Genomic DNA, 24256 nt, shown 5'->3' on the forward strand with positions numbered 1-24256 from the left:
GTTATCTTTAATACCGCATTAGCAATTCCCTTTAAAACAGATAACTGCTAACTTTTAGGACTCTATTCGCCTTTAGACTTAGCCGCAATAACAGCGCGCGCCTGATGTAGCTTTTTATAACTTTCAATCAGTCTCAAATGCTTATCTAACCCTTCTAGTTGCATATTAGTTTGGGTTAAGCCAAAGAAGCGCACTTCACCCGTCACCGAGCCGATAACGTTTTGCATGTTTTCTTCGCCAAACATACGGTTAAAGCTGTGGGTGTAATGTTCAAGCTCTAATTCATCATCTAAAGCAATTTCTAATACGGCATTCACGGCTTGATAGAACAAACCACGCTCAACGGTATTATCGTTGTATTGTAAGAATTCTCCTACCAATTCTGCGGCTTCTTCAAGTGCGCCAAGTGCTAAGTAAATCAGGATTTTAAGCTCAAGAATAGTTAGCTGGCCAGATACCGTATTTTCATCAAACTCAATGCCAATTAAGGTTCTGATATCAATATAATTATCTTGTTGCGATTCTTCTAAACGCTCAACTAAGCTTTCTAACTCATCATCAGATAGTGATTGAATATTTAAGATATCTTCACGGTAATCTAAGGCTTTATTGGTGTTATCCCAAATAAGATCTTCAACCGGGTAAACTTCAGAGTAATCCGGTACAAGGATACGACAAGCAGTTGCACCAAGTTGGTCAAATACAGCAATATAAACTTCTTTACCTAGCTCTTCTAAAATAGCCATTAAGCCATTACTTTCTTCTTCGTTAGTACCAGTAAAGTCCCATTCGCAGAACTCATAGTCATGGTTACTACTGAAGAAACGCCATGAAATCACCCCGGTAGAATCAACAAAGTGTTCAACAAAATTTTCAGGCTCGGTAACTGCCATGCTGTTAAAGGTAGGTTTAGGTACATCATTTAAGCCTTCAAAGCTGCGACCTTGCAATAGCTCAGTTAAGCTGCGCTCAAGTGCTACTTCAAAACTTGGATGTGCGCCAAATGAGGCAAATACACCGCCAGTTCTTGGGTTCATTAAAGTGACACACATAACCGGGAACTTGCCACCTAATGAGGCATCTTTAACGACCACAGGGAAGCCTTGTTCTTCTAAGCCTTGAATCCCTGCTAAAATACTTGGATATTTTTCAAGCACTGCCTGCGGCACATCTGGTAGTACAATTTCTTGTTCGATTATTTGTCTTTTAACTGCGCGTTCAAAGATCTCAGATAAACACTGTACCTGCGCTTCAAATAAGTTATTACCCGCGCTCATGCCATTACTTAGGAATAAGTTTTCAATTAGGTTCGATGGGAAGTAAACCGTTTCACCGTCAGATTGACGCACGTAAGGAATAGCACAAATACCGCGGTCGCTTCGGCCTGAGTTGGTATCGATAAGGTTTGAGCCACGTAATTCATCATCAGGATTGTAAATATCTAAACAGTAATCATCTAAAATACCTGCTGGTAACTCATCACTGTCATCGATAGCAAACCACTTCTCGTTTGGGTAATGGACAAAATCACTGTTGGCAATTTCTTCACCAAAAAATTGATCGTTATAAAAGAAATTACAGTTAAGACGTTCAATAAACTCACCCAATGCAGAACAAAGCGCACTCTCTTTGGTTGAACCTTTACCATTAGTAAAACACATAGGAGAAGCTGCATCACGAATATGTAAAGACCAAACGTTAGGGACAATATTACGCCATGATGAAATCTCAATCTTCATGCCTAAATCGGCTAAAATCTCGGTCATGTTAGCAATGGTTTTTTCAAGCGGTAAATCTTTACCTAAAATATAAGTGCTAGACTCATCTTCAGTTTGGGCCATCAGCATGGCCTGAGCATCTTCTTCAAGGCTTTCTACTGTTTCAATCTTAAACTCTGGGCCTGTTTGAACAACTTTTTTCACCGTACAACGGTCAATCGAGCGTAAGATACCAGTGCGGTCTTTATCAGAAATACTTTCTGGAAGCTCAACTTGAATTTGAAAAATTTGGTTATAACGATCTTCTGGGTCAACAATATTGTTCTGTGAAATTCTGATATTTTCGGTAGAAATATCTCGAGCATTACAATACACCTTAACAAAGTAGGCAGCACATAACGCTGATGATGCTAAGAAATAATCAAAAGGACTTGGCGCAGAGCCATCACCTTTGTAACGGATTGGCTGATCGGCGATAACCGAAAAATCATCAAACTTAGCTTCGAGTCTAAGGTTGTCGAGAAAATTTACTTTGATTTCCATTACTATTTCCTGAGTAGTACGTTGTGATCTATGCGACTTACACTAATTATATTTAAAAGCTAAGGAGCAACTATCGATATAGTTGCTAATTATCGGCTGTTTTAAGGAAATAGTCTTGAAAAATTATAAAAATTGCTGAAATAAACTATCAATACTCTATTTTTTGCATTGATAGTTATAAAGGACGAGTATTGAAATCAACTTAATAAAATTGTTATGACTGTTTAAAGTTGCCTGTAACCATAGCCCTGATTAGGCTTTGTTTAACTCGTATTGAGGTAACTACAACAGCAATAATATGCAAACCAATAAAATATGTTAACGCATCAACGGCCCATTCATGCCATTGATCAACATCATTATCAAAACCCCAGTCGGTATCTTGACCCCAACCGGTTAGAGCGATAAAAATAAGCCCTGCCCACATAACATAAACGGCAAGCGCGCCAAAACTATTATGGCCTACCTGTTGTTGTTTAACCCCGGCTTTAATATGCTGTAAATGCTGTTTTGCATCTGCCAATTTAGGGGTAAAAGAGCTAAGTTGATTAGGGCCTTTTGCTAAGGTAAAGCCCCAAATTAAACGCACAACCAAAATAGCTAAAATGCTCCAACCAAGCCATTCATGTAATGATGCATCAGCAATAAACTCTGGCAGGAATGACCATGATAAGTAATCAGAGATAAAGCCATCTGGGTCAATAAAATAAACATTGGCAATAAAAAATAGCGCCACTAACCAATGTCCTAATCGAACAACATAGTCCCAGCCCAAATGCGTACTGCTCACAACTTTAGTCCTTTATATCTAAAGAGTTATGACCATCTTCTTTTAGAGTTTTTAATTGCTTTAATGCATCACTACCTTTAGTTAACTCGCCAGAATTAGCTTGAGCTATCATGCTATCAATGCCTTCAATCATTTTATCTACTTCAATTTTATAGGTTTTTAATTCTTCGCTGCCTTCAGCAGCAAAGCTAGGTAGTAATTTAGAATTTTTAACGGTAAGTTTTTTAATTTTTTCCAGGTTTTTTATCACATCTTTGCTCGTCTTAGCACGGCGCAGCTTACGCATAGTACGAGCAACATCTTTAAAGTTATTTGATACCGCACTGTCTTCATCTATCTGTTGAGCGGCATTAACAGGCATTGATACAGTTAGAGTACTTACAACACTCGTTAAGGCTAGAAAAGGTAAGGCATATAGAAATTGTTTCATGGAGAAATCCTATTATTTTTATTTGTTGAATCTTATGATTATGAAAATTTGAACAAGCCTTGTTCAAAAGCTTTATGGCTATCGGCAAACGAACTTTCTGGGATTTTCATTGATTTTAAAATACTAAGGTAAATGTTGCTCAATGCTTCTTTTTCGGCACGTATGTGTCGGCCATGTTGTAACCCCATATTAGCGCCACCGGCCAATAATAAAGGCAAGTTGTTTGTCACGTGGGTTTCACTACAACCGCTACCATACATAACAATTGAATTATCAAGCAAGCGTTGTGAGCCATCTTTGTAACTAGCAAGCTTATCTAAAAAGTAGGCAACTTGAGTACTTAAGAATTTATCGTATTTGGCAAAATTTAATTGCCCATTTTTATCTTTAGCGTGCGATAAACCATGGTGACCACCTCGCAAACCAATACGTTGTGGGAATGTGTCACTAATTCCCATACCATCTTCTCGATTTAACAGAAAAGAAACGCTGCGAGTAATATCAGCATCAAAGGCTAAGGCGATAATATCAAACATTACTTGATAAAAATCAGCCGGATTTTTCTCTAAATCATAATCAAAGTTGAGGTTAGAATAATCTTGTTTTTTTAGCGGAATATCGAGCCATTTTTCAGAGGTAATTAAACGATCTTCAATTTCACTTAACGAGGTTAAGTACAAATCCATTTTAGCTTTATCTACTTGTCCTAAAGATTGATTAAATTTACGCGAATTCTCCAGAACCGCATCAACTACTTTAGTTTTACTACGCAATAACTCTCTTTGTTGTTGCTGAGAATCATCATTTGATAAAAATAAGCGGTTAAAAATATGTCTTGGGTTATTCTCAGCAGGGATCGGATTGCCTGCCATATTGTATGAAAGTGTTGATGTGCGGCTTTGATAACCTACGCCAGCATCAATAGACATAACTAGGGATGGAACACGGCAAAACTGCTTAGTATGTTGAGCAATGATTTGATCAATAGAGACTGTATTATAGCCTCCAGGTCTTGGGTCATGTAATGGCGCACCGGTAAGCCACATATCAGAACAAATATGCGGATCAGACTTCGCTGCGTTAGGATGTTCAAGGCCACCTAAAAAAGTAATATCATTACGGTGTGGAGCCAAGGGTTTAGTCGACTCACCAAATTCATAATTAGCGCCAAGTTGCTGCGGATACCAGGACCACTGTGGAAGATTATGTTTAGCTAATGGGAATGACATACCATTAGCAGTATACAGCGCACAAAAGCGGCGAGCTGCAGCTGAGTTTTCTACCGCTTTAGCTCCCATGATTTCTAAACACGGCAGAGCTAAAGCTAAGCCCATGCTGCTTTTGAGAAATGATCTACGACTAATATTTTTAATTGTCATTTTAGCTCCATTACTTAGTCATAAAGATATTACTTGTTACAATAAACCGCACAATATCTTGCATCTTATAGTTGTCATCTGCAAGTACATCAAGGTTATTTTCGATATAGGCCAACTCACTAACCTTTAAGCTTCGGCCCACAGCGTAGCTAGCAATATGCTTGGCAAAGCCTACAGCTATTTGCTCAACTTTATCTTCAACCAAATAGTCTTTGAATTCAGTAAAGTTATTAACCTTAGTGCCATCAGGAAGTGTAGTTACCTGTTCGCTGTTTGGTTTAATATTACCTACAGCATCAAACTGCTCTAATGCTAAGCCCCACGGGTCAATTTTCTTATGACAACTTCTACAACCATCAGCGTCTCTATGCTTAGCTAGCTTTTGCGCCAAAGTCAGAGACTTATCTTCTTCATTAACAGGTGGCACATTAGGTTGTGGTGGCGGTGGTGTCTCATCAATTATTTTACCCGCTAACCATGCTCCACGCTTAACTGGGTTTGACTCATGGCCATTAGATAATCCTGCTAGAATACTCGCCTGGCTTAAAATACCTGCCCGTACTCGGTTTTCGTGCTTGACTGGAATAAACTTTAAACCTGACTCTTTTTTATTTTTATAACCATAATATTTGGCCACAGTATCATTAGCTAAAGTAAAGTCTGCATTAATTAATTGCTCTATCGGTAAGTTATTGGCAATTAAATAATTGATAAACTCTATTGGCTCTTGCTTTAATTGTTGACGAGTAAATTGATTAATTTTACGCGAATTTTTAGCATCAAAATTTACCACCTCAAAACGATTAAGTTGTAACCACTGAGAGGTAAAGTCATTAACAAAATGAGTAAACTTTTCATCCTTAATCATGCGCGTAACTTGCTGTTCTACCTGAGCGTGTAATTGCCCTTGCACCGCAAGGTCGAGTAATTGATGATCGGGAGGAGAATTCCAGAAAAAGTAAGATAACTTAGAGGCCAACTCATATTGATCTAGTGCCTCCATCTCTGGGCTTTGACTGTTTTCAGCGATAAATAAAAACTGCGGAGAAGTTAATACAAAAAGCAGTGCATCTTTAACTGAGTCAATCTGGGTTTTATGTTGCAAGGTAGCATTGCTATAAACAGTTAAGGCTAAATCAACCTCAGCTTCTGTCGCTGGTCGCCTAAACGCTTTCCACATAAACGACTCAATAACACTTTTAGCAGAGTGTTTATTTAATGTCTGCTCGGTTAAATCACCGAGTATGTTTTTATAAGTTTTAGCTGGCCACTGATCATAAAATGGCCCTTCCAACTCTATCGATTTAATCAATAGTCTTGGCGTTTCAAACTCATTAACTAATTGATTAGTTACACCTATTTCTCGTACGCCAACTAAATAATTTAAATTATCTTTGCCAACGTTAGGTTGAGAGTAGTTTTCAAATACACCTTCAAATTGGTATTCATTAAAATCAGTCTCGGTCACTTCTTGGCTATTGCCAACACTAGCTAAACTTGAGCCATGATCAAGGCGAATGCCCATTTGTACCGCAACATGAGGATTACGTTTACTAAAGCTGCTATAACGTTGCTGTAGTTTAGGTTCTGAAACAGGGCTTAAAGAAATACTATTTACTACAATATTATTTTTATGTTTAAACTTTAACGTGTGCTCACCAGCGTCTAAATACACTAATGCTAAAGAATTAGATTTTGATTCTAACTTTGGATTAATAACCAAGCTTTGTACTAATTCATCGCCATTAAATAGTGAAACTTTAGCGCCAAGAAGGTTCTTCTCTTTGCCTTTTTTATTAACGATTTCAATGTTGTCAACTAACTTAGCGCCACTAAGCTCAACTTGCATCCACGGGTTTGATTGGGACTTTGTTTGTGCGTATTGATTTCTATTTTTAACAATTAACTGCTTAGCACCAAATTTTTTAGCATTATCTTTATGATTTGATGATTGCGTTAGTTTCGCACTTTTAGATAAATCTTTTTTCTTAGAGAGTAACTTTACTTCTTGAAGCGCTAGATATTGATTGTCACCTATTTTATCTATTTGTACTCGCGTAATATTTTTATTAACCGCTATTTTTATTCGGTCTAATGACTCTTTATTTGCTAACGTCGCTCTAGCTTTAATAGCATATTCATAATCGTTAAGAGTAAAATTAACAATCTCACTATTAACGTAGTTTTTATAATTAAAATCTAATTGATATAAACCTGATTCAGGCACTGATATCTTGTTAATCGCCGCATTCTTAACTTGCTCAGCTTGTTTACTTACCGGCAAGTTTTGCACAAGTAATGCTTCATTGTTAAGTTTTGAGGCATTAACTTTTACCCGGAAGCGGCCTTGTTCGGGTAATTCTCTTAATGCTATTTTAAAGTGAGAGTTAGTTTGGCTTAATTCGGTACTTCCTCGCAAAGCAATACCGTCATTAATAATGCGCCAATGATCTGGCTTAGAAAAATTTGGGCCACTTAATCTTAATTTACGATTACTTAAAAAGAACGAATGCGCTAAATGGTCAAACTCTTTTAATACCGCAACTCGGCCATTACCCTTATAACCATCGTCAAATAAATACTTTTCTTGCATTCTAAATGGTGTATACGGAAAGTTTTTGTTTGGATTAAGTTGCTCTACGACAAAATCAGCTTGTTCTACAAGTTCACTTTGAGAGCCTAAAATTACCTTGCCATTATAAGGAGTAGGGTTAATGTTTTTACCGATATTTACTTTAAAGTTCTGAATGGTTGGCTTTTCATCTGGGAGGATAATTGCTGTATCTAGCGCTTTTGAAGCAATATTAAAATAATACTCTAACTGTAATGGAGATAAGCCAAGTACGTCGCCATTATTACGAAAGCCTTCTTTAGAAATAGCATCATCTGGAAGTATGTTAGTAAAGTCACTGTCTATTTCTAGTAACGTTTGGAGTGTGCGTCGATATTGCCCTTTAGTTAAACGTCTTATTGAACCATTTTTTTCTTGATCTCGAATTAAGCCTAACTCTAAGTTTTCACTGATCCATGCAACTGCCATTTCAATATCAGCATCAGTGAGTTGCTCTTCATCCTCAGGGGGCATATCAGCAAACTCAATAGTGTCGAGTATTTCTTGCCAGTGAAATAAATCTTTTGATTTAAATGAGGAATCAAGCTGATCAACACGTAAGCCCGATTTCATTTCTTCAGGACCATGACAACTAACACAATACTCATTAAAGAGTGGCTTTATTTTTTCTTTAAAAAATTTATCTTCATCGGCAGCACTATTAAAAGCAACAAAGATAAAGAGCAGGCTAAATTTTTTGAACATAAACATCTCAAAGCAATATTATTACTCATAACCTAACACCCGCTGACATCGTTATCAATTATCATGTTGAACTCGCTTTGTAAATTTTTAGTAAAGTTTTTAGGTGATTAACTTAAAATCAGACATACAAACACCATTAAATCTAAAAAACAGATTACAACAATCGATTTATATCGTTTTATTCAATTTAAAAATCAACCTATACTTAACCCATCAAATTTAAGCAGGCAGCAAACACAACTGCCAAATCAATAAACTAATTTTTTGGAGCTATCATGCTAGATAATAAAGAAGGTCAATCAATCCCAAACGTAACATTCCCTACTCGCGTAAACGATGAATGGGTTAACGTTACTACTGACGAATTATTTAAAGGTAAAACCGTAGTTTTATTCTCTCTTCCAGGTGCATTTACACCAACGTGTTCTTCTACTCATTTACCTCGTTACAATGAGCTAGCTAAAACATTTAAAGAAAATGGCGTTGACGAAATCGTTTGTGTATCAGTAAATGACACGTTTGTTATGAATGCTTGGGCAGCAGATCAAGAAAGCGACAATGTTACTTTGATCCCTGATGGTAACGGTCAATTTACAGATGGCATGGGCATGCTTGTAGACAAAGCTGATTTAGGTTTTGGTAAGCGTAGCTGGAGATATTCAATGCTAGTTAAAGATGGCGTTGTAGAAAAAATGTTTATTGAACCAAATGTACCAGGCGACCCGTTTGAAGTATCAGATGCCGACACTATGCTTGAATACATTAACCCAACGGCGAAAAAACCACAGCCAGTAAGTATTTTCACTAAGCCAGGTTGTCCTTTCTGTGTTAAAGCAAAAGAGTTATTAACTGATAATGGCTATGCTTATGAAGAAATTGAATTAGGTAAAGGTGCAACCCTTACTTCTTTAAAGGCGATTACTGGTCGTGAGACTGTTCCACAAGTGTTTATTGATAATAAGCATATTGGTGGTTCTGATGAATTAGCGGCTTTTTTAGAAAAATAAAACCTAAGCTCTGATCTTATTCTGGTTACTCACCGTATAAGATAATAATGATTAATGCTCGCGCATAGTTTTGTTTTACCAAGCCCTTGCCCCTAACTGTATTTGTTAGGGGCTTTTTTTTGCAAAGATTTAAGTGATAAAACAATGCTATGATTTAAATATCGAGTACGTTTCAATTTCTATGAAACAGCAAGCAAGAGAAAAATCATGACTGAACAAACACTGCATGGTAGCTGCTTATGTAAGCAGGTAACCTATTCAATTGTGACACCGCTAAAAGTGTTCCAATACTGTCACTGCTCACGCTGCCAAAAAGTATCAGGCAGTGCCTTTGCAGCTAATCTGTTTGTACCTAAGGCCCAATTTAGCTGGACTTCTGGCCAGGATTTATTAGGTCGATACGAGATCCCAGAAGCAAAGTATTTTGCCACCTGCTTCTGTACAAACTGCGGCTCAAATTTACCATGGCTAACCAAAACCGGCGAAACATATATTTTACCTGCAGGTAGTTTAGATAGTGAACTTGAGATGAAGCCAAAACAAAATATCTTTTGTGAAGATATACCAAGTTGGCATATTAGTGATGCTGTCTTGCCTAAATTTTTACAAGGTCCATTTGGGCCCAAATTAACTGATTAGTGCAGTTGCATTGATTTTTCAATGCATTGCCTTCATTAAGTAAAACACTAGCAAAAAAATCATTATAATTTTATAACAAGCATTACAACTATGTTTGTATTGTGGAGAATATTCAATGTCTGTGATCGCCTATTCAATTGCAACATCTAATGTAAACGCCCACCAGTTTAAAGTAACCATAGACATTCCCGAGCATAGTAGTGAAAAACTAAACTTAAGCTTACCAGCTTGGTTACCTGGCTCTTATATGATCCGTGACTTTGCCAAAAACATTATCAGCCTGAAAGCGACAACAATAGCTGGTGATGCGATTGTACAAAATAAAACGGATAAACAAACATGGCAACTAACTACACAAGGACAAGCGATTCAAGTTGAATATATGGTGTATGCGTTTGATTTATCGGTGCGTACTGCTTATTTAGATAATCAACGTGGTTTTTTCAACGGTAGTTCAACTTTTTTACAAGTAAAAGAATTAGCTGATTTAGCTTGTACGTTAGATATTATCGCCCCTGAAAATTTACCCGACTGGAAAGTAGCTACCGGCTTACCTAGAGATAAAAACACCGAAATATATCAATTTGGTCGCTATTGTGCTGACAACTACATGCATTTAATCGATTGCCCAGTAGAGCTTGGTAATTTTGACGTGGTTGAGTTTAATGTTGCAGGTATACCGCATTATTTAGTATTTGCTGGCCGTCATTTTGGCGATTTACAACGTTTACAACAAGATGTAGCTAAGCTTTGTCAGCACCATATTGATTTATTTGGCGAGGCCCCATTTACAGAGTATTGGTTTATAACAAATTTACTGGCTGATGGCTTTGGCGGTTTAGAACATAAAAATTCTACCGTGTTAGTAGCAAGTCGTTTTGATTTACCTAATCCTAATAAACCTAAAGAACTTACAGATAACTACCAAACATTTTTAAGCTTATGCTCACATGAATATTTTCATGCTTGGAATGTTTGCCGAATTAAGCCTGAAGAGTTTGTACCTTACGATTTAAGTAAAGAATCATACACTAAACAGCTTTGGGCTTATGAAGGTATCACTTCATATTATGATGATTTTTCTTTATATCGAGCCGGCATTATTAGCTTTGCAGATTACTTAACCATATTGGCTAAAACCATGACTAGAGTGTACCGCGGACAAGGAGAGCTTAAGCAGGCTGTAACAGAATCAAGTTATGACGCTTGGACTAAGTTTTATCAACAAGGTCCTGACGCGGTAAATAATATTGTTAGTTATTACACCAAGGGGTCATTGATTGCTTTGTGGTTAGATTTAACCATTCGCAGTAAAAGCCAAGGTAAAAACAGCCTAGATCAGCTTATGCGTAAAATTTGGCTTAACCATGGCAAAACAGGCATTGGGACAAAAGAGCAAGACTTTATTGATGCTGCCAATGAATTGTCTGGGGCAGATTTAAGTAAGCAAATTAGCGAATTATTGCATCAAGCTAAGCGGGTGCCACTAACAGAATTACTAAGTGAAGTTGGCATTGAGTTTACGCCAAGTGGTTATAAGACGTTAAATTCTTTTGCTGGTGAAAAACAAACAAGCTATCAACCTTATATTGGCGCTTTATATACAAGTACGCCACAAGGTTTAAAGGTAACCGTTGTTGAGCAAGACTCTCCGGCAGAGCTAGCAGGTTTGAGCGTTAATGACGTTATTATTGGAGTTGATAATATCAAGGCAACGGAAAAATCACTCAGCCAATTACTGCAACACAAAGCGGAAGGGAGTGAGTTAACTTGTCATTATTTTCGCGATGACGCACTAATTAGCAGTACATTAAAAGTAACTAACTCACCTTTATTAGCGGTTACTTTAGCAATTTCTACTGAGTCAAACTTAACCAAATGGCAGACTATTTATGCTTAATAAAATACTTGATTTAGGCTCATATAAAATAGCATTTTTGTTGCTTGTTAATTTAATGTTAGTGAGTAGTTGCTCACTACTTAAACAAGATATAAAAGAACCTGAAGTTGAAGTGGTAAAAGTTAAAATGCTACCTATGCAAGGGTTAGATCCTAGATTCGCCATTACTTTAGAGATTTATAACCCCAATGATTTTGATTTAGACTTCAACTCTTTAAGTTATCAATTACAAGTTAACGGCGCAGAATTATTTAATGGCACAAAAAAACCAATGCCGTTGCTTAAAAAAGGTAGTCATCAAAACGTTACTTTGTACGGTAAGGCAAAGCTATTTAATAGTTTTAAGGTAATAAAAGCAATTATCAAAAATCCAAACAAAGCTGTCGCATACCAACTAAATGCCGAACTGGAAGTATCGAGCATGATGCCAAATTATCAATTTGAACATAACGGCAGTTTTACCCCCCTCCCTAAATAACCTTGCAGTTAACCCCTAGTAAACAGCAAGTAAATAAACCGAACCATTATTTGCGCCAGATCAAAATGCTTCTCCTTAAATTGCTTATTCTAAAAGCATAAGGAGAAGCCAATGATTGTTGCTAAATTAACTGAATCTTTAAATTCCAAAAAAGCTGAACTAAGCAATCGCTTAGCGGCAATAGAAAATGACTTTAAAAAAGGTCGTTCACAAGATTTCGCCGAGCAAGGCAGTGAATGTGAAAATGACCAAGTACTTGATGAAATACATCAACAAACATTAAACGAAATTGCACAAATTAATGATGCTCTGAAATTACTAGAGAATGAGCAATATGGTGTTTGCACGCAATGTGGGCAGCAAATAAGTGAACAGCGCTTATTAGCATTACCACAAACGCATTTATGTATTAATTGCGCACCTTAACTCTAAATAGCAAACAGAAATTACTACAGTAAAACCTATAAATATTAACAACAGGGATAATACTATGAACATTCAAAAACACGACTTACACCATGAATTTCCAGAGTACACTGATGAAATCCGTACGCTAAAAATGAACAATAATCATTTTGCTAAAATTTTTAAGCAATACCATGAGTTAGACCACGAAGTGATCCGCATTGAAGAAGGTGTAGAAAACACTTCTGACGATTATTTAGAAGAACTGAAAAAACAGCGTCTACACTATAAAGACGAATTGTTTTTAATGATTAAAAAGTACCAAGCAACAAAAGCTTAATTTGAGTTCTGTTTAGAATTGTAAAAATGCGCCTTTATAGGCGCATTTTCTTTTACCCTGTTAAATCTCTATTTTGCTTTTGTGCTAATAAAACACTAAGTAAGATCACACTACCGCCTAACATGAGCCTAACTAAATCAGCGCTTTCAGCAAAGATAGTTACTGAGAAAATCACAGCAAGCGGCACATAGCCATTATTCATTACTGCAAGTGTTGTCGCATTTACTACTCGAGCGCCTTTATTCCATAAATAAAAGCATAATCCTGAGGAGATTACACCAAGATAAAACAGTGCCAGCCACTGTTTACCATCAATTTCTACTGACTTAATATCTGCTGTAGTTAAACAATAAAGCGTTGCGAGTAATGCCCCACCTAAGTACATCCACAACATATTATCTCTGTCATTGCCGTTGCCAGCCAAATATTTATATCCAACTTGGCCACTAGCAAAAGCAATATTAGCAAGCTGTAGCAAGACAAAACCCAATAAATAGCCATCTTGGTCGATATCTTTAAAGACAATAATAGCTGCGCCAACAATTGATAATACAACTGGATAAAGCATTTTAAGTTGCCAATTTTTGCTAATAACACTGTTGATAAGTACAACATAAAGTGGAGTGAAGATGGTAAATACAGCAACCAGGTAACCTGGCAAATATTGGTAAGAGTTTATATACAATAAATACATTAAACCAAATTGTACGCTACCTAGTGCGACTAGCTTTAAGTTTGGCCGTAGGCTTTTTGCAAAAAACAAACAGGGTAGAAAGGCTATAACACATAAAAGCAAGCGAATGCTTGCCACAACAGATGGGTCAATACCCGTCAACTGTCCTTTGATTAGCCCAAAAGAAAACGCCCAAATTACCGAAACTAAAACCAACTGCCACATAATAAATATCTAAATAACTTATCGTATGGCTATTCTATACGATTTATTGCACAAATAATTTTTTTACAGATCTGAGCTGTTAAATAGTTGTAAAAATATACAAATAATTCTGCTATGGTAATAATAACGAAAACCCGTTAGTACAAAATAACAAGAATAAGAGCGCTGTATGTCCTCTAAACCAGAATTAAACAACGAAATCGAAGAGCAATTGCAACTTTTAGCTGGTGATATTTTTATTCAGCTAGAAGAGCGTTTTAATCACCTCGCCGAAAAGCTACAAGCGTCTGCTGAAGAAGATAAGCAGCAAGCTTTGATCAGTCAAAAACAAGAACTTGAGTCTAAAATAGTTGAGAGTAAAGCAAGCGACAGCAATTCTAAATACAGCGAAACAGAACAATTAAAACAAAAACTAGTTATTGCACAAGAGCAATACACCGAGTTAAAACAAACGCTTACGAATACCGAAGAAGAATTGCAAGGTGTTGTTAAAAATCAACAAAAACTTGAAGAAGATGCGCGTTTAACTAAAGAAAACAGAGAGTTATTACAAAGTCAGCTCGAACCATTAAACCTTAAAAATCAACAAATCAGTAAAGAAAAAGAGCAGCTGCAACAAAAACTAGCAGATTTACAAGCTAAATTTGAGCAATTAAATAAAACCAATCAACACTTATCTGCACAGTTGCAGGCAAACGGTAATGACGAACAAAAAAGCCTACAAAAATTACAAGCTGAATTAGACAAAACCAACTTACATGCACTGAACTTAAGCCAGCAAAAATCGAGTCTTGAAGCAGATAAAACCGCTTTAGAAAAAGAACTTAAAACCTTAGAAAAAAATCAACAAAGTGAGGCCAAAAAGCTTAACTCTGAGCATAAAAAACAGCTAGCAGATGTTGAAAAATCGGTTAAAGAAAAACACAAGCAACTCGACAAAGCCGAGCAAGCAGTTAGCAAATTAACCGATGCAGAAAAAACAAATAAAGCAGAAATTAACCAGCTCAAAGCAGAGCTTAAAGAGCTGACTAAAAAATTAAAGTCTGCAAATCAAGACCATCAAATTATACTAAATAAGCAACAAGATGAGTTTGATAAACAGCTGCGTACTTTCCAAAAAGATTCAGGCTCTATTTCAGAAAACTTGTTAGTTAAAGATCAATTAATTGCTGATGCAAAATCTGAAATTAAGCAATTAAAACAAACAGCTTCAGATTTAAAGCTTGCTCATCAAAATGAATTAAGCAATCTGGTTAACGAACAACAGCTGACAGAGAAAAAGCTAACTAAGTCTCTACAAACCGCCGAATCCAAAATAGAAAGTCTTAATTGCCAACTTGATGCGCAAGCAAAATCATTAACTGCTGAACAAAAACAAATTAAGGATATAGAACAAGAATTTGCAAATAAATTAACCGCGGCAACAAGTTCTCTTGAAACAGAAGTGTCGAAGTTAGAGCAGCAGCTATCTAGTTCAGAGAAATTGCAAAAAACAACTGCCGTGCAAAATAGTGCATTAAAAGACAAGTTACTTAGTAATGACGAAAAAATTACTGAGTTACAGTCTCACAACTCAAAAATTAATAGCCAGCTAAAAACCGCTAGGGAAAACAGTCAGCAACAATTAAGTGAGCTGGAAAAGCAGCATAAACAAGCCCAACAAGAGCTTGCACAAGCCAGTGCCGAACAAGAGAAGCTTTATACTCAGCAAACTGCTGATCTCAATGAGCAATTAAACCAGCAGCAGGTTAAATTAGAAACTCACCAAGCGCAAACAGAGCAAATTATTGAAAAGTTAAATCAAGATAAAGAGCAACTTAAAGCCTCTATCTTAGATTTACAACAAGATAGTAATCAGGGCTCTTCTAAGGTTGAACAGCTAGAGCAACTTTTACAGGCTGAACGAGATAAAGTTGCAGAAATGAACCTTAAAAATGCTCAGTTAAAATCAAGACAAGATAGTAGTGATGACCAAATTCGCACAACATTGAAACAACTTCGCGATGAAAATCATGAACTTAAACAAAGACTTAAAGAAGAGGTTGCAGAATTACAAGATAACCTAACGGAATATCGACTTAAATTTGAGTACGCGCAAAAGCAGATAAGCTTAAGTTAAACTCATAGCGCTAATGCCGAGCTACCTCCTCGGTTTAAATAATGTTTGCTTTATATAATGCTGATAGGGCCGTAAAAATCGAACATGCCCAACTCAGGGAGGATTAATTTACTTTAACTGATATACTGTATCTAACTCTTTGTTAACTGGTAATAACTGTGGCATCAAACTTAAACCTCACCAACCTTTCTCTTTGGCAACAAACAGCTTTTTCTGCGGCTTTATTAGAGCGTATGTTGCCCAATTATAAAATGTTTTCGCAAGCAGCCGAATTTGGCAATCCAGCTTTATTACGCAATCAATTAGATTTAATTTGGCAACGTCTTGGCCAAGGACAAGTTAAAATTAACTTTGCAGTGCAACTAGAAAAGCTTGAAGAAGTGATCCCTGACATTGAAGATTTTGACTTTTTTGGTGTGCATCCAGCACTTGATACTTGCATGGCTTTAGGCTCTTTATTACAAGGCATACAAGATAGCGATGAAGAAACTATTGGTAATGTACCTTTATTGTCAAAAAGTAGCGTGAGTTATTATGTTGGTTTGGTTTTAGCGCAAGAACAAAGCGAGCAAGATGACATTGTTATTAAAGAGCAAGATATAGAAGATCACCCTTTAATGCAGTGGGAGATGGCAACCCAAGAAGAATTATTCCACGCCCTAAACCGAGCCAAAGAAAACTCAGATACTTGTAAAAAATTAAAGCAATTAGCCTTGTCAGAAGGTATGTCTAGTTTAGGGATTGAACTAGAGTAATCATAATTAGTGTCTACAAAATATTAGGCTATTCTTTATATGAGAGTTAAATTAATTATAAGGAATAGCTATGTCCGATCACCACACTTACAAAAAACTTGAAGTCGTTGGCTCTTCACCAAATTCAATAGAAGAAGCGATTGAAAACGCTTTGGCTGAATGTGCTAAGACCGTAAATAATATGAATTGGTTTGAAGTTGTCGAAACTCGCGGTCATATTGAAAACGGTAAAGTCGCTCATTACCAGGTTACAATTAAAGTAGGCTTTCGAATTAAGTACAGCTAGCTTTGCTGTAATAGCTTAGTTGCGTTGATATAAGCGATATGCCACTTGGCCTGCGACCTTTTCTTTAAGTAACTGCCAGTTACTTGGCAGTTCAAGTTGGCTCAATTCGGCTTCTACTTCCAAATAAATTACCGCATCTTTTGCTAAGGTATTTTCCTGTTCTAGCAGCTGTGCAGTTGCTTTAACCAAGCCTTGACGAAATGGTGGGTCAATAAAAACTAAATCATATTGAGCGTTAGTTTTTTGTGGCAATAATTGCAAACAACTACCTGTAGTTACGCTCGCCTCATCAGTTTTTAATAATTTAATATTATTACTAATTTGTGTACTTGCAGATTTATTCAATTCAAAAAACTCAACCCTTGATGCACCTCTAGATAATGCTTCAAAGCCTAAGCTACCAGAGCCCGCAAAACAGTCTAAGCATTTAGCTTCATATAAATAGGGCATTAACCAGTTAAATACAGTTTCTTTTACCCTATCTGTAGTTGGCCTTAATCCCTCAGCCATAATTACAGGTAATTTTCGACCACGATATTGGCCAGCAATTATGCGCACACTACCTGCTTTATTATTGCTAGCAGCCTTAACTGATTTATTTCTATTTGAATTGTTTCTAGCCATTAACCTGCTACTTTTGTTGTTTTTTAAACATTTTGCTCATTCATCACTGACGAATGCTAGTGCAATTAAGTTTGTTCTATCTGAATGGGAAAAAACTTAATGTAGTTGCTATAAGGTGATATTATACACTCAATTTTATCCTTGTTTGTTATATTTATGCCAAGTTCATTAATGAACTTGGTATTACCAACGCAATTAGTGAATCTATTTATTATGTCAAAGAAAAAAGGCCTGTTTTCCTGGTTTAAAAAAGATACTGAGCAACCAAAGTCAGTTGATACACCTGAAGTTGAACAGCAAGAAACTAACATTGAAAACGAACAACTTGCTACTGCACAAGTAGAGGTTGTAGCTGATGACAAAGTTCAGTCACAACAAGAGCCAGAAATAGTTGAAGCTAAACCTGAGCCAGAGATTGAAGTAGCTGAAGTCGAGGCTGTTGTAGAAAACGAAGCAAATGATATCGTTGCTGAACAAGAACAAGAACTCGAACAAGCAGAAGCAGAAGCAGAAGCAGAAGCAGAAGCAGAAGAGCCTAGCGCGCCAGTAATAGAAGACAAGCCAAAATCAGGATTTTTTAGTCGTTTAAAACAAAGTTTATCAAAAACTAGGCAAAACCTAGGTGGTGGTATTTTTGATTTATTCCGCGGTAAGAAAATTGATGATGAACTTTTTGAAGAATTAGAAACACAGTTATTATTAGCTGATGTGGGTGTAGACACCACAACTAAAATCATTGATTCATTAACTGAATCGGCCTCACGTAAGCAACTTAAAGATGCTGAAGCCCTTTATGATTTACTAAAAATAGAATTACAAAAGATTTTAGATAATATCGACACACCAGCAGAAAAAACGATTAACGGCCCTAAGGTTATCTTAATGGTTGGTGTTAATGGCGTAGGTAAAACTACGACCATAGGTAAGTTAACCAAACAGTTTCAGGCCCAAGGCAAGTCAGTAATGCTAGCCGCTGGTGATACGTTCCGAGCTGCTGCTGTTGAACAACTGCAAGTGTGGGGCGAGCGCAATAATATCCCAGTAGTTGCTCAGCATACCGGAGCCGATAGTGCATCAGTTATCTTTGATGCCATCAACTCAGCGAAAAGCAAAGGCGTTGATATCTTAATTGCCGATACTGCGGGTCGATTACAAAATAAAGCTCACCTTATGGAAGAGCTTAAAAAAGTTGTTCGCGTAATGAAAAAAATCGATGCCGATGCGCCGCACGAAGTATTACTTACTATCGATGCTGGTACAGGGCAAAATGCTTTAAGCCAGACTCAGCTATTTAACGACGCTGTTGGTCTTACAGGTTTAGCGGTAACAAAGTTAGATGGCACAGCTAAAGGTGGCGTTGTATTTGCTGTTGCTGATAAATTCAATATTCCGATCCAATACTTAGGTGTTGGCGAAGGTATTGACGATTTACGTCCATTTAATGGTAGTGACTTTATCGAAGCGCTATTCGATAAATAATACTAGTGACTTTATTGAAGCACTAATCGGTTCGATAAATAGTTACAGAACACTAAAAACCTGTTAAAAAATAATATGATTCGCTAAATAAAAAATAATAAGTGGCAATACATGATCAGTTTTAATGCAGTAAATAAAACCTATCCAGGGGGCTTTAATGCCCTGCGTAACATCAGTTTCAATCTTGATGCGGGTGAAATGGCCTTTTTAACAGGTCATTCTGGAGCAGGTAAAAGTACCTTATTAAAACTGATCTCTGTAATGGAAAAGCCAACGGCAGGCAAAGTTGCCATCAATGGCGTTGATGTTTCTAGTATCAAGTACAATCAAATTCCTTACATGCGCCGCAATATCGGCATGATTTTCCAAAATCATAACCTGTTAAAAGATAGAACCGTATTTGATAATGTTGCTCTGCCACTGATCATTGAAGGCGTTGGCGTAAGAGAAACTAGAAAACGAGTAGAGGCTGCATTAGAGAAAGTAGGCTTAAGTAGCAAAATTCGTTGCTACCCTTATATGCTTTCTGGTGGTGAACAACAGCGAGTAGGTATTGCCCGCGCCATCGTTAACAAACCGCCCATTATTCTTGCCGATGAGCCAACCGGTAACTTAGACCCTAAATTGTCATTAGATATCATTCGATTATTTGAAGAGTTTAATTCAGTAGGTGTTTGTGTATTAATCGCAACCCATGATTTAGGGCTAATTGCTCGCATGAAATATCGCACATTAACCTTAAAACAAGGCACCATGATCACCGACGGGTTAACGCAAAATGATCTGGAGGCAAACTAATGGCTAGCAATAATCAACAAACCAGTTTGCGCAATAAGCAAGCATTTAACTTAAACCATTTATTAATGTTACCCATCCGCCACTTACAACAAGCAACAGGTAGCTTAGGTGATTTATGGCGTACGCCAATGGCTTCGATGATGACTATTTTGGTGTTAGGTATAAGTTTAACCTTACCCGCAACATTGCACTTATTTACTAAAAATGCCAAACAAATCAGTAGCCAATGGAACTCTGCAGCCGAAATCAGCGTTTTCTTAAAGTTAAGTGTTGATGATAGAAGCGCACAAAACCTAGTAAAACGTATCCAGCTTTATCCAGAAGTAAAAAAGGTACGTTATATTTCGGCTAATGATGCTTTAGCCGACTTTAAAAAGTCATCCGGCTTTGGCAAAGCTTTAACTTATCTAGATAGTAACCCGTTACCAGCAACCCTGTTAGTAACTCCGAGTAAGCGCTTTAGCCAAGCAACTGCAGCTGAAGCATTATTAGAAAAGTTAGAATCCGAACGAGAAGTCGCACAAGGCAAGCTTGATTTAGACTGGTTAACTCGCTTAGAAGCTATGATGGTACTCATTCAAGATATTGTTACCGCATTAGCCGTATTATTGAGTTTATCTGTGGTATTGATTATCGGAAATACTATTCGTCTTGCGATTCTCAACCAAAAAGATGCCATTGCAGTAATGAAAATGGTTGGTGCAACCGATGCATTTATTCAACGCCCATTTATGTACACCGGTATGTGGTATGGCATATTTGGCGGCTTGCTCGCAACAATCACGGTGGCACTTCTTAGTTATTACCTTGATTTTGCCATTGTCGATTTAGCTCAGTTATATCAAAGCCAGTTCTCATTAGATGGCTTAGATTTTAGTGAAGTGCTATTTTTGATTATGACAGCAATTAGCTTAGGCTTATTAGGTAGCTATATTTCTGTACGTCAACATATCAGCGCTATAGAGCCAAGCGCAGAATAACTCCCGCATATAAAATATGACTGTAAATACTAAAATTAGTTAGTATTTACAGTATGTTACAAATCTATAAAATCCTTTTTTGAACTTTTTATTACCATATTAATCAAACAGTTAGAACTAATAAGATAAGCATCAATTTTATCGATTATATTAAGGTATTTTTTAAATTAGCGATCTCAAAAAAGCTATGCTAGTATCCAAGGTCCAAGCTAGGTTTTGATGCTTGTTTTTCAGAAGTAAAGAGGGTTTTTCATGACAAATTATTCGCACTCTATGGCACTAACTGTACCGTCAGGTGGCAGTATTGAATCATACATGCAATCAGCATATAGCATTCCTATGCTCAGTGCTGAACAAGAACATGAATTAGCTTGTCGCCTATACCATGAGGACGACTTAAGTGCTGCCCAAGATTTAATCATGTCACATTTACGTTTTGTTATTCATATTGCTAAAGGATATTCAGGTTACGGTTTACCACAAGCTGATTTAATCCAAGAAGGTAATGTTGGTTTAATGAAAGCGGTAAAACGCTTCAATCCAGATGTTGGTGTGCGCTTAGTATCATTTGCTGTACATTGGATAAAAGCGGAAATACATGAGTTTGTTCTTAAAAACTGGCGTATCGTTAAAGTTGCAACAACCAAAGCACAACGTAAATTGTTTTTTAACTTACGTAAAAACAAAAAGCGTTTAGGCTGGTTTAGCAATGATGAAGTAAACACAGTTGCTGATACATTAGGCGTATCGACTAAAGATGTGCTTGAAATGGAATCTCGTATGAGTAGCTCAGATCAAGCATTCGATCTTACTGATAGCGACGATGATTCTGCTAGTTACTCTGGTAACTTTTCTCCGGCACAGTTTTTAGAAGACAAATCTTCAGATTTATCTGCCGAAGTTGAAGGTAATAACTGGGATGACCATGTTAATGGCCAACTATTCAGCGCAATGTCATCTTTAGATGAGCGTAGCCAAGATATTATCCGTTCTCGCTGGTTAAACGATGATAAAGCGACGCTGCAAGATTTAGCTGACAAATACCAAATCTCAGCTGAGCGTGTGCGCCAACTAGAAAAGAATGCATTAAACAAGTTAAAATTAGGTATTAGTGAACACTAATATCTAGTGTTAAAATTGATAAAAGCCAGGTTTCACCTGGTTTTTTTTGCTAAAAATAATATATTAGCTACAATTAAATCTCCAAAGTTTGTTGCTTAAAACCAGTTTAATAACATGGGTTAAAAGGTTAACATTAATTGTAATACAGCCCTGAAGGAACAGGAATAAATGCTGAACAAAAGCGAAAAACATCTATTTAAGCTTAAGGCTCTTTTAGGGCAATATAAGCAGACTAAAAAAATTCAGACGGGCTTACTACGTTTATCTGAACTAACAAGCTCGGTCACAGATCTATCCGTTTTTTATCAGCAATTACAACAAATCATTCAGCAATATTTCCCTGCTGACAACTTATACATTCAATTATTTACTCAGCCCCATAATCGCAGCTCAGATCATTTTTATGTCGACCATTTAAACTGTGCGCCAATCGACCAACAGTTAGATGCTGATTTAGTCGAGTTCATTAGCTCACTCGGTAAGCCTGTATTAATTAATCATGAGCATGTCAGTATTTTAGAAACCGATAATACCGTTACAAATCGTCCTTTCCCTCATCGCAGCAATGAAACCAAACTCGTTGATGTTTGGCTAGCAGCGCCGCTAGTCATTGAAAATATTACCGTTGGTTTAGTTGGTATTAAAGGCTTTTTAGGACACAGTAAGGCGTTAGTTAATGATTTAAAACTAATCCAATTTATTGCCCTGCATATTTCCTCTGCAATATTACGTAATAGAGCCAATGAGCAATTAAAAGCCTATAACAATGATATTGAAGATGTTATTTTTGACCGAACCCAACATCTACAACAAAGTAATTTTAACTTACGTAAGCAAGTTGAAGAGCGCAGAAAGGTAGAACAGCGGTTATATCATGCCGCCCATCACGACACCTTAACTAAGCTGCCAAATCGCTCAATGTTTACCGAGCGTTTAGAGCACTCGTTAAAACATTTAAAACGTCATACTAATCACAGATTTGCTGTGCTTTTTATCGATCTCGATCGCTTTAAAGTAATCAACGACACCTTAGGTCACCATGTCGGAGATCAATTGTTAATTGAAATATCCGATCGTATTGCCCAGTGTATACGCGGTAACGATATTCTAGCTCGCTTAGGTGGTGATGAATTCGTCATACTGCTCGATTCATTAGTTCACCATGATGATGCTGAGGAAATTTCATTACGAATCATTGAAGCGATTAAGCAACCAATTATCATTGATGGCCAAGAGTTATTTAGTAGTGCCAGTATTGGAATTGCCGTTTGTGAGCGTAATTATAATTCGAGTACTGAAATTCTTCGTGATGCCGATGCCGCTATGTACCAAGCAAAAGCACTGGGGCGAGGACGATTTGTTTTCTTCGATGACAGCATGCGTGAAGAGCTTTTAGCAAATCTAAATTTAGAGCAAGAGCTGCGTAAAGCAGTAAATGAACAACAATTTGTTCTACACTTTCAAAAAATTAATGATCTGGTTAGTAATGAAACCATTGGCTTTGAAGCGTTATTACGTTGGCAACATCCTACTAGAGGTTTATTAGCTCCTAATGAGTTTCTTAGCATGGCTGAAGAAACAGGCTTGATCACCGAGATAGAATTTTGGGTATTAATGCAAACAGGCAAGCAATTACAAGCTTGGGACCACGAGCAAAACTATAAGAATGCTTATGTAAGCGTAAACTTATCAGGTAAGCATCTTATGCAAACGAAAACGGTAAAACAGTTGCAGCAAGTCATCAAAGATAACTTTATTGCCGCTGAACGTTTGATTATTGAGTTTAATGAGACCGCATTTAGCCAAAATAGTGAGCACACATTAAAGCAATTAAAACTATTGAAAAAGACCGGAATAAAATTAGCTTTAGATGACTATTGTTCAGGTATTTCATCACTTACTTACCTAAATAATTACCCATTCGAGTTTATTAAACTCGATCAAATTTTTGTGCGTTCATTTACCCACAACAAAAAGAATTTAATGTTAGCTAAAAGCTTATGTTCAATTGGTGAGTATTTAGGTTTTAGGCTTATTGCTGAAGGTATAGAATCACAAGCTCAACTCGATTTAGCCAAATCTGCCGGTTGTGAATATGGTCAAGGCTATTTCATTAATAAGCCTGAAGCGATTGATGCTAGTGCTCAATCAGGTGACATAATTCACTGCGCTTAAATACTGTTAGTGTTTGCACAATAATTAATAACTACCTAGTTTTTATCCGCTATATTGTAAAACTACTGGTTTTTC

The 24256-nt window shown here is 36.8% G+C and carries 21 protein-coding genes; 14 read left to right on the forward strand and 7 right to left on the reverse strand.

The genetic code is table 11. The features are described 5' to 3' along the window. Nucleotides 1–62 precede the first annotated feature (62 nt). The 5 genes from FNN08_RS01105 to FNN08_RS01125 all read right to left on the reverse strand — a co-directional run bounded on the left by FNN08_RS01105 (nt 63) and on the right by FNN08_RS01125 (nt 8176). Nucleotides 63–2261, reverse strand: coding sequence for an OsmC domain/YcaO domain-containing protein (locus FNN08_RS01105; RefSeq protein ID WP_143582799.1), 2199 nt, complete (start codon nt 2259–2261; stop codon nt 63–65). Between the two features lie 214 nt (nt 2262–2475). Then, nucleotides 2476–3051: a cytochrome b/b6 domain-containing protein gene (locus FNN08_RS01110; protein ID WP_143582800.1), complete on the reverse strand. Its 576-nt coding sequence runs from the start codon at nt 3049–3051 to the stop codon at nt 2476–2478. Between the two features lie 4 nt (nt 3052–3055). Then, entirely contained in the window at nt 3056–3481 is a 426-nt protein-coding gene (locus FNN08_RS01115) for a cytochrome b562 (protein WP_143582801.1), read from the reverse strand. Between the two features lie 38 nt (nt 3482–3519). Beyond that, nucleotides 3520–4860, reverse strand: a complete 1341-nt coding sequence (locus FNN08_RS01120) for a DUF1552 domain-containing protein (protein WP_143582802.1) — start codon at nt 4858–4860, stop codon at nt 3520–3522. Nucleotides 4861–4870: 10 nt separating this feature from the next. After that, nucleotides 4871–8176 (reverse strand): DUF1592 domain-containing protein, encoded by a 3306-nt coding sequence (locus FNN08_RS01125; protein ID WP_185962534.1) that lies wholly within the window; start codon nt 8174–8176, stop codon nt 4871–4873. Nucleotides 8177–8451: 275 nt separating this feature from the next. Here FNN08_RS01125 and FNN08_RS01130 point away from each other — a divergent pair, with 275 nt between their 5' ends. The 6 genes from FNN08_RS01130 (at nt 8452) to FNN08_RS01155 (ending at nt 12945) form a co-directional block, all read left to right on the forward strand. Further along, entirely contained in the window at nt 8452–9183 is a 732-nt protein-coding gene (locus FNN08_RS01130; RefSeq protein ID WP_143582804.1) for a glutathione peroxidase, read from the forward strand. Nucleotides 9184–9390: 207 nt separating this feature from the next. Further along, nucleotides 9391–9822: a GFA family protein gene (locus FNN08_RS01135; protein ID WP_260679249.1), complete on the forward strand. Its 432-nt coding sequence runs from the start codon at nt 9391–9393 to the stop codon at nt 9820–9822. Nucleotides 9823–9937: 115 nt separating this feature from the next. Continuing rightward, a complete protein-coding gene (locus FNN08_RS01140; RefSeq protein ID WP_143582805.1) occupies nt 9938–11722 on the forward strand; it encodes a M61 family metallopeptidase in 1785 nt (594 codons plus the stop codon). Continuing rightward, the gene (locus FNN08_RS01145) at nt 11715–12200 is read left to right on the forward strand and encodes an LEA type 2 family protein (protein ID WP_143582806.1); all 486 of its coding nucleotides are present in this window, start codon (nt 11715–11717) and stop codon (nt 12198–12200) included. Before FNN08_RS01140 ends, FNN08_RS01145 begins: the two co-directional genes overlap by 8 nt. A gap of 111 nt (nt 12201–12311) precedes the next feature. Beyond that, nucleotides 12312–12626, forward strand: a complete 315-nt coding sequence (locus FNN08_RS01150; RefSeq protein WP_143582807.1) for a TraR/DksA family transcriptional regulator — start codon at nt 12312–12314, stop codon at nt 12624–12626. 64 nt (nt 12627–12690) lie between these two features. Next, nucleotides 12691–12945 carry a YdcH family protein gene (locus FNN08_RS01155; protein ID WP_143582808.1) on the forward strand — a complete coding sequence of 85 codons (255 nt, stop codon included), beginning with the start codon at nt 12691–12693 and terminating at the stop codon, nt 12943–12945. Between the two features lie 52 nt (nt 12946–12997). On the opposite strand, the gene FNN08_RS01160 is transcribed toward FNN08_RS01155, so the two are convergent. Continuing rightward, the gene (locus FNN08_RS01160) at nt 12998–13843 is read right to left on the reverse strand and encodes an EamA family transporter (protein WP_143582809.1); all 846 of its coding nucleotides are present in this window, start codon (nt 13841–13843) and stop codon (nt 12998–13000) included. A 169-nt stretch (nt 13844–14012) separates the two neighbouring features. Here FNN08_RS01160 and FNN08_RS01165 point away from each other — a divergent pair, with 169 nt between their 5' ends. The 3 genes from FNN08_RS01165 (at nt 14013) to FNN08_RS01175 (ending at nt 17003) form a co-directional block, all read left to right on the forward strand. After that, a complete protein-coding gene (locus FNN08_RS01165; RefSeq protein WP_143582810.1) occupies nt 14013–15962 on the forward strand; it encodes a hypothetical protein in 1950 nt (649 codons plus the stop codon). A gap of 158 nt (nt 15963–16120) precedes the next feature. Next, nucleotides 16121–16717 (forward strand): YjaG family protein, encoded by a 597-nt coding sequence (locus FNN08_RS01170; RefSeq protein ID WP_143582811.1) that lies wholly within the window; start codon nt 16121–16123, stop codon nt 16715–16717. Between the two features lie 70 nt (nt 16718–16787). Next, nucleotides 16788–17003: a dodecin gene (locus FNN08_RS01175; RefSeq protein ID WP_143582812.1), complete on the forward strand. Its 216-nt coding sequence runs from the start codon at nt 16788–16790 to the stop codon at nt 17001–17003. A 15-nt stretch (nt 17004–17018) separates the two neighbouring features. On the opposite strand, the gene rsmD is transcribed toward FNN08_RS01175, so the two are convergent. After that, nucleotides 17019–17627 (reverse strand): 16S rRNA (guanine(966)-N(2))-methyltransferase RsmD, encoded by a 609-nt coding sequence (gene rsmD, locus FNN08_RS01180; RefSeq protein WP_143582813.1) that lies wholly within the window; start codon nt 17625–17627, stop codon nt 17019–17021. A 171-nt stretch (nt 17628–17798) separates the two neighbouring features. Between rsmD and ftsY the strand changes: the two genes are divergently transcribed. From ftsY to FNN08_RS01205, 5 genes are all read left to right on the forward strand, one after another. After that, entirely contained in the window at nt 17799–19106 is a 1308-nt protein-coding gene (ftsY, locus tag FNN08_RS01185; RefSeq protein WP_260679250.1) for a signal recognition particle-docking protein FtsY, read from the forward strand. A 111-nt stretch (nt 19107–19217) separates the two neighbouring features. Next, the gene (ftsE, locus tag FNN08_RS01190; RefSeq protein WP_143582814.1) at nt 19218–19904 is read left to right on the forward strand and encodes a cell division ATP-binding protein FtsE; all 687 of its coding nucleotides are present in this window, start codon (nt 19218–19220) and stop codon (nt 19902–19904) included. Continuing rightward, on the forward strand, nt 19904–20884 hold the full coding sequence (ftsX, locus tag FNN08_RS01195) for a permease-like cell division protein FtsX (protein WP_143582815.1): 981 nt from the start codon (nt 19904–19906) through the stop codon (nt 20882–20884). The genes ftsE and ftsX overlap by 1 nt, the downstream gene beginning before the upstream one ends. Nucleotides 20885–21136: 252 nt before the next feature. After that, complete coding sequence (gene rpoH / locus FNN08_RS01200; protein WP_143582816.1) at nt 21137–22006, forward strand: RNA polymerase sigma factor RpoH; 870 nt, start codon at nt 21137–21139, stop codon at nt 22004–22006. Between the two features lie 168 nt (nt 22007–22174). Beyond that, the gene (locus tag FNN08_RS01205) at nt 22175–24181 is read left to right on the forward strand and encodes a putative bifunctional diguanylate cyclase/phosphodiesterase (protein ID WP_143582817.1); all 2007 of its coding nucleotides are present in this window, start codon (nt 22175–22177) and stop codon (nt 24179–24181) included. Nucleotides 24182–24256 lie beyond the last annotated feature (75 nt).

This window comes from Thalassomonas sp. M1454, from assembly GCF_007097525.1.
GTDB lineage: Bacteria > Pseudomonadota > Gammaproteobacteria > Enterobacterales > Alteromonadaceae > Thalassotalea_A.

Bases quoted from the DNA above. Each gene is read 5' to 3' on its own strand.
- FNN08_RS01105 (WP_143582799.1), bottom strand. From the start codon at position 2,261: ATGGAAATCAAAGTAAATTTTCTCGACAACCTTAGACTCGAAGCTAAG.
- FNN08_RS01115 (WP_143582801.1), bottom strand. From the start codon at position 3,481: ATGAAACAATTTCTATATGCCTTACCTTTTCTAGCCTTAACGAGTGTT.
- FNN08_RS01120 (WP_143582802.1), bottom strand. From the start codon at position 4,860: ATGACAATTAAAAATATTAGTCGTAGATCATTTCTCAAAAGCAGCATG.
- FNN08_RS01125 (WP_185962534.1), bottom strand. From the start codon at position 8,176: ATGTTCAAAAAATTTAGCCTGCTCTTTATCTTTGTTGCTTTTAATAGT.
- FNN08_RS01130 (WP_143582804.1), top strand. From the start codon at position 8,452: ATGCTAGATAATAAAGAAGGTCAATCAATCCCAAACGTAACATTCCCT.
- FNN08_RS01135 (WP_260679249.1), top strand. From the start codon at position 9,391: ATGACTGAACAAACACTGCATGGTAGCTGCTTATGTAAGCAGGTAACC.
- FNN08_RS01140 (WP_143582805.1), top strand. From the start codon at position 9,938: ATGTCTGTGATCGCCTATTCAATTGCAACATCTAATGTAAACGCCCAC.
- FNN08_RS01145 (WP_143582806.1), top strand. From the start codon at position 11,715: ATGCTTAATAAAATACTTGATTTAGGCTCATATAAAATAGCATTTTTG.
- FNN08_RS01150 (WP_143582807.1), top strand. From the start codon at position 12,312: ATGATTGTTGCTAAATTAACTGAATCTTTAAATTCCAAAAAAGCTGAA.
- FNN08_RS01155 (WP_143582808.1), top strand. From the start codon at position 12,691: ATGAACATTCAAAAACACGACTTACACCATGAATTTCCAGAGTACACT.
- FNN08_RS01160 (WP_143582809.1), bottom strand. From the start codon at position 13,843: ATGTGGCAGTTGGTTTTAGTTTCGGTAATTTGGGCGTTTTCTTTTGGG.
- FNN08_RS01165 (WP_143582810.1), top strand. From the start codon at position 14,013: ATGTCCTCTAAACCAGAATTAAACAACGAAATCGAAGAGCAATTGCAA.
- FNN08_RS01175 (WP_143582812.1), top strand. From the start codon at position 16,788: ATGTCCGATCACCACACTTACAAAAAACTTGAAGTCGTTGGCTCTTCA.
- rsmD (WP_143582813.1), bottom strand. From the start codon at position 17,627: ATGGCTAGAAACAATTCAAATAGAAATAAATCAGTTAAGGCTGCTAGC.
- ftsY (WP_260679250.1), top strand. From the start codon at position 17,799: ATGAACTTGGTATTACCAACGCAATTAGTGAATCTATTTATTATGTCA.
- ftsE (WP_143582814.1), top strand. From the start codon at position 19,218: ATGATCAGTTTTAATGCAGTAAATAAAACCTATCCAGGGGGCTTTAAT.
- ftsX (WP_143582815.1), top strand. From the start codon at position 19,904: ATGGCTAGCAATAATCAACAAACCAGTTTGCGCAATAAGCAAGCATTT.
- rpoH (WP_143582816.1), top strand. From the start codon at position 21,137: ATGACAAATTATTCGCACTCTATGGCACTAACTGTACCGTCAGGTGGC.
- FNN08_RS01205 (WP_143582817.1), top strand. From the start codon at position 22,175: ATGCTGAACAAAAGCGAAAAACATCTATTTAAGCTTAAGGCTCTTTTA.